General features: G+C 73.1%; 10 protein-coding genes and 1 riboswitch. Of the genes, 6 read left to right on the forward strand and 4 right to left on the reverse strand.

The features are described 5' to 3' along the window. The first annotated feature begins 120 nt into the window (after positions 1-120). The 4 genes from ACQP1S_RS09885 to ACQP1S_RS09900 all read left to right on the forward strand — a co-directional run bounded on the left by ACQP1S_RS09885 (position 121) and on the right by ACQP1S_RS09900 (position 4,482). Entirely contained in the window at positions 121-1,344 is a 1,224-nt protein-coding gene (locus tag ACQP1S_RS09885; protein WP_432905467.1) for an acyltransferase family protein, read from the forward strand. 122 nt (positions 1,345-1,466) lie between these two features. Further along, positions 1,467-1,961 (forward strand): hypothetical protein, encoded by a 495-nt coding sequence (locus ACQP1S_RS09890; protein ID WP_432905469.1) that lies wholly within the window; start codon positions 1,467-1,469, stop codon positions 1,959-1,961. Between the two features lie 127 nt (positions 1,962-2,088). Further along, positions 2,089-2,847 (forward strand): hypothetical protein, encoded by a 759-nt coding sequence (locus tag ACQP1S_RS09895; RefSeq protein WP_245722541.1) that lies wholly within the window; start codon positions 2,089-2,091, stop codon positions 2,845-2,847. 361 nt (positions 2,848-3,208) lie between these two features. After that, a riboswitch (cyclic di-AMP (ydaO/yuaA leader) is annotated at positions 3,209-3,352 on the forward strand. Between the two features lie 263 nt (positions 3,353-3,615). Continuing rightward, positions 3,616-4,482: a C39 family peptidase gene (locus tag ACQP1S_RS09900; RefSeq protein WP_432905472.1), complete on the forward strand. Its 867-nt coding sequence runs from the start codon at positions 3,616-3,618 to the stop codon at positions 4,480-4,482. 225 nt (positions 4,483-4,707) lie between these two features. Here the strand turns inward: ACQP1S_RS09900 and ACQP1S_RS09905 are convergent, their stop codons facing one another. The 4 genes from ACQP1S_RS09905 to ACQP1S_RS09920 form a co-directional block, all read right to left on the reverse strand. Then, positions 4,708-6,408: a CDP-glycerol glycerophosphotransferase family protein gene (locus ACQP1S_RS09905; protein ID WP_432905475.1), complete on the reverse strand. Its 1,701-nt coding sequence runs from the start codon at positions 6,406-6,408 to the stop codon at positions 4,708-4,710. A gap of 24 nt (positions 6,409-6,432) precedes the next feature. Then, positions 6,433-7,941: a bifunctional cytidylyltransferase/SDR family oxidoreductase gene (locus ACQP1S_RS09910; protein WP_091246756.1), complete on the reverse strand. Its 1,509-nt coding sequence runs from the start codon at positions 7,939-7,941 to the stop codon at positions 6,433-6,435. A 168-nt stretch (positions 7,942-8,109) separates the two neighbouring features. Then, positions 8,110-8,928 carry an ABC transporter ATP-binding protein gene (locus ACQP1S_RS09915; protein ID WP_091246753.1) on the reverse strand — a complete coding sequence of 273 codons (819 nt, stop codon included), beginning with the start codon at positions 8,926-8,928 and terminating at the stop codon, positions 8,110-8,112. Further along, positions 8,921-9,814: an ABC transporter permease gene (locus tag ACQP1S_RS09920; RefSeq protein WP_432905479.1), complete on the reverse strand. Its 894-nt coding sequence runs from the start codon at positions 9,812-9,814 to the stop codon at positions 8,921-8,923. The genes ACQP1S_RS09915 and ACQP1S_RS09920 overlap by 8 nt, the downstream gene beginning before the upstream one ends. Before the next feature lie 177 nt (positions 9,815-9,991). On the opposite strand from ACQP1S_RS09920, the gene ACQP1S_RS09925 reads away from it, so the two are divergent. Together ACQP1S_RS09925 and ACQP1S_RS09930 are read left to right on the forward strand one after the other, a co-directional pair. Beyond that, entirely contained in the window at positions 9,992-10,630 is a 639-nt protein-coding gene (locus ACQP1S_RS09925) for a TetR/AcrR family transcriptional regulator (protein WP_432905482.1), read from the forward strand. A 301-nt stretch (positions 10,631-10,931) separates the two neighbouring features. Further along, the gene (locus ACQP1S_RS09930; protein WP_432905484.1) at positions 10,932-12,923 is read left to right on the forward strand and encodes a DUF6077 domain-containing protein; all 1,992 of its coding nucleotides are present in this window, start codon (positions 10,932-10,934) and stop codon (positions 12,921-12,923) included. Positions 12,924-13,132: the final 209 nt, after the last annotated feature.

Raw genomic sequence — 13,132 nt, forward strand, 5'->3', positions numbered from 1 at the left:
CGTGCCGACACCGACGGGTCCCGCGATGTTAGGCCAGTGGGGTGGTTTCGTACACCTTCCGCACATCCGCACCACCCCGGCGCGTCACCGTGGGTGGGTTGTGCCGGTAGGGTGCCCGGCGTGACCAGCGTGCCCACCACCACGTCCCCGGCGTTGAGCCGGCTGCCGTCGCTGACCGGGCTGCGCTGGATCGCCGCCATGCTGGTGTTCGGCTACCACGCCGGCACCATGCGGATCGTCGCCCAGCCGGACGCCAAGGCGGTGGTCGACTGGTTGTTCACCCTCGGCCTGTCCGGGGTGCAGTTCTTCTTCATCCTCAGTGGCTTCGTGCTGGTCTGGTCGGCGCGCGACGGCGACCGGCGGCGGGACTTCTGGCGTCGTCGACTCGCCAAGATCTATCCCAACCACGTGGTCACCTGGGCGGCGGCGCTGCTGGTGATGTGGTGGTTCGCCGACCCGGTGGTGCCCCGTGCCGCGCTGGAGAACCTCTTCCTCGTCCAGGCATGGGACCCCACCCCCGGCTACTTCTACAGCATCAACAACGTGAGCTGGTCGCTCTCCTGCGAGCTGTTCTTCTATCTCTGCCTGCCGCTGGTGCTGCCGGCGATCCGGCGGGCCCACTCCGGCCTGCTCTGGGCCGTGGTGGTGGCGGTGCCGCTGGTGATCCTGGCGCTCTGGCCCGGCCAGCAGTTGCTGCCCGAGGGCACCAACTGGTGGTTCACCCAGGTCTTCCCGCTGGTCCGCTCCACCGAGTTCTGGCTGGGCGTCGCCGCCGCCGAACTGCTGCGCCGTGGCCACTGGCGGGGCCCCGGCCTGCCGCTGGCCAGCCTGCTCTTCGTGGCCGTCTGGGTGGTGGCGCACTGGATCCCGGCGGAGATGTGGGCGGCGCTGCTGTCGGCGGCGTACATCCTGGTCATCCCGGCGGCGGCCCGCGCGGACGTGCAGGGCCGCTGGTCGCCGTGGCGGCACCGCACCCTGATCTGGCTCGGTGAGGTGTCGTTCGCCTTCTATCTGGTGCACGTGCTGGTGATGATGACGGTGCTGCGGCTCACCGGACACTGGGGCGTGGGGCTGCCCGGCTGGTCCGGGCCGCTGGCCGTGCTCGGTTTCCTGGTGGTGAACCTGGCGTTGGCCGCCACCCTGCACCGCTGGGTGGAGAGCCCGATGATGCGCCGCCTCGCCCCCCGCCGCCGTACCCCACCCGTGCCGGCCGCTCCCGGCGACGCTGCTCCCGGCGGCGGGGCCGGTAGCGGCGGTGCCGCGCTGCCGGGGCCGAGGGGGTCGGCAGCGGGGGGACGCGACGGGCGTCCCGTCGAGTACGCGGGACCGCGCGACCCGCACTGACTCTCTCCGCGCGACCTGGGCGGGGTCCTGGTGTCGGCCGGCCGGGTGGGGTCCACGGTGGTCGGCGCGGCGACACGCCCGGCGGTGCTGCCGGTCGGTCACCACGGCGGTAACGTGGACATATGCTTCCGGCCGCACCCACCAGTCCGCTGTGGTGGGTCGCCCGCTGGTGGTCCCGGCTGCTGACCGGCCTCGCCGTCGCGATCGCGTTCGCTGTCGCCAGCCCGGCGCTACCCGGGTCGGCGCTGTTCGACCCGGGGCCGGCGGCAGCCGCCCTGCCGGTCGACGCGTCGCTGTCCTTCCCCGCGGCCGGGGCCCCGGCCGCCCCGACCGGCCGCCCCGCCGGCATCGGCAGCGGTGCGCAGAGGACCGACCCGGCCGGCGCGGTCACCGCAGATCGGGCCGTCGCCGTCGTGCTCGCCGTGCCGGCAGCGGACCGGGCCCTCGCCCTCGCCGTGCCGGCCGCAGACCGGGCAGCCGTCGTGCTCGCCATGCCGACGGCAGACCGGCGCGACGCCGTCGTGCCGGCCAGCGTCGCGCGGAGCGCCCCGCCCCCGGCGGTGCCGGTCGGTCGAACACCCGTCGCCACCGCCCCCCGGGCACCCCCGGCGGACTGACCGCCCCCGCGGGGGCCGACCCACCCGCGACCGCCTCCGCCACGCACCACACCCCCGCACCGCCCGGCCGATGTCCCCGCCGCCGGTACGGCCTCCCCTTCCGCATCCCGCCTGCGAGGTGTCGACCGTGAACACCGTGCTCTCCCAGTTCCTGATCGAGGTCCCGACCGCCACCGTGATCTGGTCCGCGCTGCTCGTCCTGGCGCTGACCGGGATCACCATCCTGGTGGCCCGGCCCGAGCGGGACCAACCGGCCGATGCCATCGCCGCCGCGCCGGCATCCGACGCCCCACCCCCGGTCGCCGACCTGCGCCGCTACGCCGAGGAGGTGGCCGTCGCCGCCTCCGGGGCCGCCCAGACGGCCCGCCGCCACCGCACCGCCTGGCTGGCGGCCCACGACGCCGTGGAACGGGCCTGGCAGGCGTACGACGAGGCGGAGACGCTGGCCCGCCGGTTCGCCGGTGCCGGTGCGCTGCCCAGCCCGCGTACCCCCCGCACCCCCACCGAGTACGCCGGTCGGGAGCGGTGGCTGCACCAGGAGGCCGTGGCGGCGCACTGGCGGGGCGAGTTGTCGGTGGAGCGGCTGCGGGACGTCTTCGCGCACCGCGACGGTTGGGACCCGCGTCGGCACCCGGTCGAGCACGAGGTGATGCTGGCCCGCGCGGTCCGCGAGGACCGGCGTACGGCGTACCGGGCCGCGGCCGGGCGGGAACGGGCGGCGTGGCGGGACGCCGAACTGGCCGCCGAGGCGGCCCGGTCGCTGGCTGCCGAGGCGCACGCGGCGGCGCAACGGTGGCGGCCGACCCGGGTCCCGCTGCCCCGCCCGGCGACGTCCGCCACCCGCCCGGCCCCCGCCACCCGCTGGCGTCCGGCCCGGGTCGGCTGACCCGGCACTTCCGGCCGGCCGGCCGCCGGTTGGCGACGTCGGACCCGGTCAGCGGGTCAGCGGGACTGAATTGTTATCTGAGGGTTGTGGGTGCCGTCACTGCGGGTGGGAACCGGACACCTGGTCACAGTCGGTCACATCGACTGCGCCGATCATCGGTGGTCGGTGCCCGGCCGTCCGGTTGTCGCCTGGACGGGCCCGGGCGCTCCGGCCGTCCCACCCGTGGCGGGTCAGTGCCCGAGTGCCCCGAAATTGACTCGTCCGGCCCATGTTTGCGCAGCTCAACGGGCTTGGCGAGGGGGAAACCGGCCAGTAGTGTCGCTGCGGTCCGGTGCGGTTTCCGATCGCAAGAAGGCGACGCCGCGCCGACCCGCTCAATCGTGCGAGTCACGAACCGGGGACCCACATGCACCACTGGGGTGAATCTCCGGGCCACGGCCCGGGGTAGGGCGATCTTCCCGCCCGAATCCGTCAGCTAACCCGGTCGGCGGCAGCGGAAGGAGTTCCCTCCTCGTGCAGCATGACCCCACCCCTTCGGTAGTCCCTCCACCTCGGTGCCGGGGTGCCGCCGGACCGTCGCGCCTGACGCGCTGACCCGGCTGTCCGCCCCGCTGCCCGATCGCCGTCGGGCGGCCCCCACCGATCCGCCCGGCCCCCCGTCGGACGGTCCCTGCCGAACGAGCGGCTGAACACCCGATCCGCGCGTGGCGTCTGTGCCGCGTGCCGGTCCGGTGTGCCCGGCCGCCTCGCCCCGTGGAGGAACACCCCGTGACGCACCACATGAAGCGACAGCTACGCCGTTTGAGCACCCAGCGCCCGTACCAGATGATCGTCGGCTCGGCGGCGGTTCTCGTCCTGGCCACCGGCGCCGCCGCGCTGGCCGCCGGCGTCGACGACGCCCCGACCGATCAGCGGCGTACCGCCGAGTCCGCCCCCCGCCTCGACGACGTCGCGAGCCGCGCCCAGGCCCGGGTCGCCGCCCCCGCTCCGGCCAGCCCGTCGGCCAGTCCGTCGGCCACCCCCACGGCCACCCCGGCGGCGAGCCCGACGCAGTCGCCCCGCATCACCAGGGCGAAGGTCAGGGCCACCGCCGACCCGGACCTGACCCGCAGGGCGGCCCCGAAGCCGCCGTCGTCCAAGGTCCTGCGCTACGACTACCAGGCCCAGATCACCTACTACTACTGCGGCCCGGCGGCGGTGCGTAACGCGCTCAGCGCGGCCGGCATCGAGCGCGGCCAGGACGACCTCGCCGCCCAGCTCGGCACCACCGAGATGGGCACCAACTCGGCCGAGGACACCACCCGGGTGCTCAACGCCGTGGTGAAGGGTGACCCGTACCGGACCCGGATGTTCGCCGGCACCCCGAGCGACGCGCAGATCGAGCGGCTCCGGGCCGACGTGGTCGCGGCGGTCGCCGACAAGCGGGCCGTGGTCGCGAACGTGGCCGGGGACGTCACCGATCTCGACGGCGGCTGGCACTCCTTCCCCGGCGGCCACTATGTCGCCGCGGTGGGCTACGGGGACAACGGCCGTACCGTGCGGATCGCCGACTCGGCGGACCCGTCGCTGCCGGCGTACTGGGTCAGCGTGACCACCCTGGCGAACTGGATCGCCACCCGGGGCTACTCCGCCTGACCGACCATCCCACCCGCGCCCCGGACCGCCCCGGCACCCGACCATCGGTGCCGGGGCGGTCCGTTCCCGTAGAGGCCACCGACCCCGCCCCGCCAGTGCGCCGGGCGGCGCTCGCCGTGGGCCGATGTAGCGGTGTCAGCGGACTCGGATGCCGCTACATCGGCCCCACTGAGTCGATCAACGCCGGACCCGGGCCCAGCGAACGGGCCGGTGCCCCGGCCGGGGTCAGGCGTGGGGGGAGAGGGTGGCGGTGTCCCGGGTGCCCCGCGGGGTCGGCGGGTTCCCGCCCGGCGTAAGCTCCCGCCGGGCGGCGTCGAGGAAACCCTCGGCGTACGCGTCGGCGGGGAAGTCGCCCAGGTAACGCCGGCGGGTCTGCCAGCGGGCCGCCGCCAGCGGGTCGGTGTCCAGCAGCCCGGTCAGCACCTCGTCCAGGTTGGCCATGTCCCGGCGCAGCACGTAACCCGAGCGGGCCAGCGGGAACCGGGTCAGGAACTCGTCGCCGTCGACACCCAGATCGGTCACCGCGTACGGCTTGCCCGAGTAGAGGTAGTCGGAGATGACCCCGGAGACGTCGGAGACCAGCGCGTCGGAGCGGTTGACGCAGTCGGTCAGGCTCAGCTCGCGGCTGGCCGCCGCGCCCCACAGGTGCTGCCGGCCGGTGCGGGTCCGGTCGGCGGCGAGCAGCTCGGTGAGCCGGGCCAGTTGCCGGGCCGAGGCCGGGTTCTGCCCGGTGTACGGGTGGGCCCGCAGGATCACCGTGGCCCCCCGGTCGAGCAGCCGGCGCAGCATCGGCTCGGCCACCGGCAGCGAGCAGTAGTTGGCGTCGGCGTGGTGGCCGGTCCAGGTGGGGGTGTAGAGCACGGTCGGGGCGGTCAGCGGGCGGACCTCCCGGCGTACCTCGATGGCCTCGACCTGGGGGCGGCCGACCACGACGAACTTCTCGGCGGGGATCTCCACCCCGGCCCGCGCGTACCGCTCGATCGCCGCCGGACCGGCCACGAAGATCTTGTCGAAGATGGCCGAGACCGGGTTGGCGCTGGGGGCCTTGTCGCTGTCGCCGTGGTGCAGTTGCACGTGGGTGAGCTGGGTGAACCGGATGCAGTGGCTGTTCTTCGCCCCGTGGTTGACATAGAACGCCACCCGCAGGCTGGGCACCAATGCCTCGTCCATCGCCTTGAGGGTGGGGCAGTAGACCACCGGTGCGCGGGTGGCGGCGGCGATCGTGGGCAGGAACTCCGGCTCGCGCAGCAGGACCAGGAACGGCCGGCCGAGCCGCTCAAGATAGGGCAGCCACATGGTGACCTGGTATTCCGAGCCGGGCGGGGCGGAGAAATAGAGCAGGAACTCCGGCTGGTGCGCCCGCAGCGCCCGGGCCACCGGGCCGCCCCCGCCCGAGGGCCGGAACCGTCGCCGGGCCAGGTCCAGGCCGACCGCGCCGCAGCCGGCGGCCACCAGTAGGGCGACGGCCAGCGCCAGCACGGCGGGCAGGGCGAACGCGGCGGCCACCGCCACCACGGCCAGCAGCCCCAGCAGTACGCCGCCGAGCCGGGCGGCGACCAGCGGGGTCCACGCCCGCACCGGCAGGTTCGCCGCCCGGATCTCCAGGTTGCCGGCGTCGCGCAGCGGCCCCACCAGCAGCACCAGGCCCAGCAGCACCAGCGCGGTCAGCGCCAGCACCGGGTCGAACCCGTCGTCGAGCCGGCGGGCGTAGCCGACCAGGATGCCGGCGGCCAGCAGGACCGTCTCGGCGACGATGTCGGCGTCGGGGCGGACCCGACGCTCGACGGCAGCCGCGGCCAGCGCGGCCGCCGCCAGGGCCAGGCCCCAACCGGTGGCCCCGGTGAACGCCACCACCAGGAAGGCGACCACGGCCAGGCCGGTGGTCAGGCACCGTGCGATCAGTTTCCTGACCAGGTCACCACGCATGTCGTACCGTCTCCGGGGGTCGGGTCAGCCGGCGTCGACGCCGCTGGGCAGCCGGTCCTGCTCGGCCGCCGTCGGCTGCGCCGGCACCGGGGCCGGCTCGCCGGGGGCCCGCCGGACGTCGATCACCTGACCGGTGAGGTCGGAGATCAGCACGTCGAGCGAGGACTGGGCGACCGCCTCGGCGGCCAGCAGGGTGTGCTCCGGCTCCTCGCCGAACGCCTTGGTGCGCATCGGGGTGGCGGTGCGCTCCGGGTTGATGCAGTTGACCCGGACCCCGTACTCGGCCCACTCGTCGGAGAGCGCCTGGGTCAGGTTGACCAGCGCCGCCTTCGTCGACGAGTAGAGCGCGTACTGGGCCCGGCCCCGGGTGTAGGAGCTGGACGTGTAGAGCAGCAGCTGACCCTTGGTCTGCTGGAGGTACGGCAGGGACTGCCGGGCGGCGATCACCGGGCCGACGAAGTTGACCTGGAGCACCCGGTCCATGGTCTCCTCGTCCATCTCGGCCAGCGCGCCCTTCTCCAGGATGCCGGCGGTGACCACCACGTGGTCGATCCGGCCGGTGGCCTCGAAGGCGGTCTTGAGCGCGGCCTCGACGTCGCCGGTCTGCTCGACGTGGGTGCCGGTGCTGGAGCGGCTGAACGGGAAGACCTGCGCGCCGTAGCCCCGGGCCAGCTCGGCCAGATCGTGACCGATGCCGTAGCTGCCGCCGAAGATGACGATCGTCCGGCCGGCCAGCTCCTCGGTGTAGCTGCGGTGCGACAGCCGGGGCGCCTGGGCGGCGGCGAGCTGGAAGAGCTTGTCGGCGAGGTGCACGTCGACCGGGTGGGTGACCTTGATGTTCTCGTCCGACCCGTCGATCACCTTGATCGGCGTGCCGGGCAGGTAGCGCAGCACCACGCCGCAGTCGTCGGTGGCGGCGAAGTCCGGGTCGCCCTCGGCCCGCCGGTACGCCTCCCGGATGGTGCCCGACCGGAACGCCTGCGGGGTCTGCCCCCGGCGCAGCCGGGACCGGACCGGGATGTCGGTGATGCACTCGTCCTCGTCGACCTGGATGATCGTGTCGGCCGAGGGGATCGCCACGTCGACGGCGGTGTAGCTCCACAGCGCGTTCACGCACTCGCGCACGATCCGGGCGCTGACCAGCGGGCGGACCGCGTCGTGGAAGAGGATGTTGACGTCGCCCTCGCCCACCGCGTCCAGGGCGGCCCGGGTGGTGGCGTTCCGGGTCTCGCCGCCCTCGATGACCTTGCTGACCTTGCGGAAGCCGGCCTTGTCGACGATCTGCTGGGCGTCGGCGACGTGGCCGGTGGCCATCAGCACGATGATCTCGTCGATCTCCGGGGCGGCCTCGAAGACGGCCAGGGTGTGTTCGATGATCGGCTTGCCGGCGATCTTCAGCAACTGCTTCGGAATGCCCAGGCCCAGCCGGGTCCCGGTGCCTCCGGCCAGCACCACCGCCACCGTCCGCGAGGGCCGCCACGGTGCCGGGGTCTCCGGTGTGGCGTCCGGGGCAGTGGTGTGGTCCTGCGTCATTGCCGATCCTCACTCTCGGGGTGGGTGCACGCGTCCCGGGGGTCGCCCTGAACGAAAGATTGCGCCAGCCTGGCGACGGGATGAACCTTAACGCGCGGACCGCGCCGCCCACCCGGGACGACGCGGTCCGTGGGGCATCGGGTCGATGCCGTACGTGCGCCCGGAATACTACTTGCCGTTGGCGAATGCCTCGTACGCCCGGATCACCTCGTCGGTGGGCCCGTCCATCCGGATCACACCCGACTCCAACCAGATCGTCCGTTCGCAGGTGTCCCGCACCGAGGAGAGCTGGTGGCTGACCAGGAAGACCGTGCCGGCCCCCTCGCGCAGTTCCCGGACCCGCTGCTCGCTGCGCTTGCGGAAGCCCTTGTCGCCGGTGGCGAGCGCCTCGTCGATCAGCAGCACGTCGTGCTTCTTGGCGGCGGCGATGGAGAACCGCAGCCGGGCCGCCATGCCCGAGGAGTACGTCCGCATCGGCAGGCTGGCGAAATCGCCCCGCTGGTTGATCCCGGAGAACTCGATGATCTCCGGCGTCATCCGGGCCACGTCGTCGGGCTGCATGCCCATCGCCAGGCAGCCGAGGGTGACGTTACGCTCACCCGACAGGTCGTTGAGCAGGGCGGCGTTCACCCCGAGCAGGGACGGCTGGCCCTGGGTGTAGACCGCGCCCCGGTTGACCGGGAGCAACCCGGCGATGGTGCGCAGCAGGGTGGACTTGCCGGAGCCGTTGCTGCCGATCAGGCCGATCGCCTCACCCCGGTACGCGGTGAAGGAGACCCCCTTGACCGCGTGCACCTCCTGGATGTTCGGTGCCGAGGAGCGCTTGACCAGCCGGCGCAGCGCGGCCACCGGGGTGTTTCCGCCCCCGGCGCCCTTGTGTACCCGGTAGATCACGTGCGCGTCGTCGACCACCACGGTGGGGATCCGCTCGACGATCCGGGGCAGGGTCACTGTGACGTCGTTGGACGTCTCGTACCGGTCATCCACGGCCGTACTCCTGTTCGCCGCGCCAGAAGTAGACGTACCCGGCGATCCCCCCCAGCACCGCCCAGCCGGCCGCCACCAGCCAGAGCTGGGTCAGCGACTCGTTGAGCAGTGGCGCCTGCTCCAACAGGGCGTACCGGGCCAGCTCGATGTAGACCAGGATCGGGTTGAACTGGATGAGCGTCGAGGCCCAGTCCGGCAGCCGGTCGAACAGCTTGACGCTGTAGAGCACCCCGGAGCCGTACATCCAGGTGCGCAGGATGAACGGCATGACCTGCTTGAGATCGCTGGCCTTGGAGCCCATCCGGGCGACCACCATGACGACCCCGGCGTTGAAGAACGCCTGGAGCAGCAGCGCCGGGGGCAGCATCAGCCAGGCCAGGGTGAGTGGCTCGCCGGTCACCAGCACGATGCCGACCAGCACGATCATCGAGGCCAGCAACTGCTGGAACTGGGTCAGCGTGGCGGCCAGCGGCAGGCAGGCCCGGGGGAAGTGCAGCGCCCGGATCAGCCCCAGGTTGCCGCTGATCGACTGGGTGCCGGCCAGCACCGCGCTCTGGGTGAAGTTGAAGATGAACAACCCGGTGGTCAGGTACGCGATGAAGTTCGGAATGGTGTTCTGCCCGAGCACCACGCCGAAGATCAGGTAGTAGACCGCGGCGTTGGTCAGCGGGGTGAGCACCTGCCAGATCTGGCCCAGCTTGGCGTTGCTGTACGAAGCGACCAGTTTGGCGTTGGCGTACGCGGCGGTGAAATGCCGGTAGGCCCACAGTCTGCGGCTGTACTCGGTCAGGGAGGGGCGCTCGCCGGCGACCCGTAGTCCGTGCCGAGCGGCCAGCTGCGCCTGGGTCAGGCCCGTTTCGGGGTCGACCAGCGCGGTGGTGGCCATGGGAAGGGCGCTCCGATCTTTCGTACCAGCGGGATGCGCGCGACGATGGGATCTGTGGGTCGGCGCGGTGCCGGGGCAGCCTCGTCGCTGCGTGGACGGTAGTCCATAACACGTCGGGACGCAACCGTACCGTCGTTGCGCTACATTGGCCCACGTGACAGGTGCGAAGAGTCCCCGATGACCAGCGACAAGAGGCGCGCGCCGGCCGGTGCCGCGGTGCTGAGGGGCGACATCACCAGGGCCATCCGCCGCGCGTTGATGCAGGAACTCGCCGCGGTCGGGTACGGGCGGCTCTCCATCGAGGCGGTGGCCAGGCGGGCCGGCGTCAGCAAGACCGCGATCTACCGGCGGTGGAGCTCGAAGCTCGACCTGGTGATCGAGACCGTGGTCGCCGCCGCCGGCAGCAAGCTGCCGGCGCTGGACACCGGTAGCCTGCGCGGTGACCTGACGCTGCTGTTCCAGGTGGTCGCCCACGCGCTGCGCCACCCGCTGGCCTCGCAGATCATCCCCGACCTGCTGGCCGAGGCGGCCCGTAACCCGACCATCGACGAGACCCTCCAGCAGTTGCTGCGGGCCAAGCAGCAGGAGATCGGCGGACGGTTGATCGGTCTGGCGGTGGAGCGGGGCGAACTGCCCGCCGACACCGACTCCGACGCGGCGGTCGACCTGATCGTCGGCCCGCTGTACTGGCGGCTGGCCATCGCCCGGACCCCGCTCACCCCGACCTACCTGGAGCAGTTGGTGGAATCGGTGGCCATCGGACTGACCGCGAACGGCACCGTGCCCCGGCAGCGGGAGGCCCCGATGCCCCGGTGACCGGCCCCGCACCCCACCAGGACAGCTGCGGTGCAGCGCCACGCCGCCCACCGGCCATCGGCGGACGGTGGTTGCGGTTACCCTGCTCTCCGGACCGGAGCCGGGCGGCCGTCGCGTACCGCCGCCCGCCCGCCGCACGACTCTCGCGCACCTGGCCCGTACGACGACAAGGACGACCTGTGCCGAACGCCGACCCCGTTGCCGTCGCGCCCCCGCCTGTCGCACCACCCCCCGCCGGCCCGGCGGCGGGCCGACCGCAGCCCGCGCACCGGCTGCGGTCGGCCTCGCCGCCGCCCCCGCCGTGATCACCGACGCGGGGGTGCTGGGCTTCGCGCTGTGGACGGTGCTCTACCACGCGTCGTTCCTGTTCGGGCTGCGTCCCTCCGTGACGTTCCTGATCTGGCTCGTCGGCTGCGTCCTGGTCGCCGGCGCGGTCGCGGCGCGCGCCGTGCGTCGGGCCCGGCTCGCCGGGCCGGCCCCGGACGCCGCGCCCACCGCCGCCGGCACCGCCGCCGCGGTCCCGGCGGGCGCGACCGGCCAGCCGCGTCGCTGGCTGCTGCCCGTGACCGTCGCCGCAGTGGTCGCCGCCGTCACCGCCGGCCTCGCCGGCACCCCGGCCGGCGACGTGCTCTCCTGGTGGGTCCCGGCCGCCGCCGGTGCCGTGGCGGGCGTCGGCGTCATGCTGCTCACCCGCCGGGCGTGGCGGGCCGACGACGCGGCCCCACCCGCACCGCCCGTCCCCACCGCCCTCCAGGCCGGGTACGCGCTGCTGATCTCGACCGGTGTGGCCATCTCCTCGCTCTATCTGGCCCGCAACACCCCGGACGACGTCTACTACGTCGGTAAGACGGTCTGGGTGGCCGAGCGTGACCTGGTGCCCACCAACGACTTCCTGTTCACCGAGAACGTCGCTCCGGCGATGGGCTCGCTGCCCCCGACCCCGTCGATCGAGGTGTTCGACGGGGCGCTCGCGCACGTGCTCGGCATCCACGGCGCGTCCGCCACCTGGTACCTCGCGCTGCCGGTGATGGCGGTGCTGGCCGTCCTGGCGCTGTGGCGGCTCACCCACCGGTGGGCCCCGCGCCGGCCGGTGCTCGCGTTCAGCGTCGCGGTCGCCTACCTCTACCTGGTGGCCGGCTCGGACGCCGCGCTCGGCACCTTCCACCTGCCCCGCCTCTACGAAGGCAAGGGGATGTTCGTCTCGGCGGTCATCCCACTGATGTGGCTCTACCTCACCGAGTGGTTCGACACCCGGTCGCGCCGTTCGCTGCTGCTCGTCTTCGCGCTCTCGGTCACCGCGGCCGGCCTCACCACCACCTCGGCGATCATCCTGCCGATGCTGGTCGGCGCGGCCGGGTTGGCGATGCTGCTGGTCGGCCGGTGGAAGGACGCGGTGATCGGCGGACTCGCCGCCGTGGCGTACCCGGTGGGGGCGATCGTGGTGTCCCGGCTCGTGCTGGGCGGCATGAACGCGGCCGGTGCGGACGACGCCTTCTTCGACGCCGAGTACACCTACCGGCGGACGCTGCTGGTCGGGATCGTCGGGGTGATCAGCGGCCTGGCGCTGTGGTGCGGCCCGCTGCTGGCCCGCCGGCGCACCCCGGCGCTGCTGGCCGCCGGAGCCGCCCTGGTGATGAGCGTGCTGCTGGTGCCCGGCGTGCTGGAGACGCTCGGCGCGCTGACCGGCATCTCCGTGGTGCTCTGGCGGGTGCCGTGGCTGCTCGCCCTGCCGACCCTGATCGGCCTGCTCTGCACGGTGTCCGTCCCGTCGCCGTCGCGGCTGCTGCGGGGCGCGGTCGGCGGTCTGGTCGCCGCCGCGATGGTCGCCTCGTTCGCCATCTGGGCCACCCCGATGTGGTCGCCGGACAGTTGGGTGGAGACGCACAACCGCCCCACCTGGAAACTGCCCCAGCAGCGGCAGGAGATCGCCTTCTGGATCGCCGGCCAGGACCGGCCGGACGGCCTGGTCCTCGCCCCCTCGACGATCATGCGCACCTCACTGATCGTCACCAGCCGGGTCCGGGTCGTCCTGCCCCGCGACTTCTACCTGGTGGAGTACGACCTGAACTCCGACTTCGCCAAGGACCGGCTGTTGCTGGCCCACCTCGCCGACGGGCGCGAAAAGCCCGGCCAGGAACAGGTCGACGCCGCCGTCGAGCGGCTCGGCGTGGGCACCATCTGTGTCTACAACGGCAACCGGTACGCCCGCGGCATGGCCGTTGAGCTGGGCTTCGAGGAGTTCGCCACCCGATCGGGACCAGGGGCGACGACCTGCTACGGCCGGGCGGGCTGAGCGGCGGACGTCCGGTGTCGCCCGAGAGGTATCGTCGCGTCTGACCGATATGGACCTGGATACCCGAGCGACACCGGGACGTCCTCTCGCGTTAAAGTCGCAGTCACCCGCAGGCCGGCACGGTCGGTCGCGGCGCTGCGGTCACGCCCGTCGGACGACGAGGCCGTCGACCGCCGGGCCCCGCCCGTCATCGATCTCGTAGGGAGCGT

Source organism: Micromonospora matsumotoense (assembly GCF_050951065.1).
GTDB lineage: Bacteria > Actinomycetota > Actinomycetes > Mycobacteriales > Micromonosporaceae > Micromonospora > Micromonospora matsumotoensis.

Coding starts and splice junctions, on each gene's coding strand:
- ACQP1S_RS09890 (WP_432905469.1), top strand. CDS start 1,467: ATGCTTCCGGCCGCACCCACCAGTCCGCTGTGGTGGGTCGCCCGCTGG.
- ACQP1S_RS09905 (WP_432905475.1), bottom strand. CDS start 6,408: ATGCGTGGTGACCTGGTCAGGAAACTGATCGCACGGTGCCTGACCACC.
- ACQP1S_RS09910 (WP_091246756.1), bottom strand. CDS start 7,941: ATGACGCAGGACCACACCACTGCCCCGGACGCCACACCGGAGACCCCG.
- ACQP1S_RS09920 (WP_432905479.1), bottom strand. CDS start 9,814: ATGGCCACCACCGCGCTGGTCGACCCCGAAACGGGCCTGACCCAGGCG.
- ACQP1S_RS09925 (WP_432905482.1), top strand. CDS start 9,992: ATGACCAGCGACAAGAGGCGCGCGCCGGCCGGTGCCGCGGTGCTGAGG.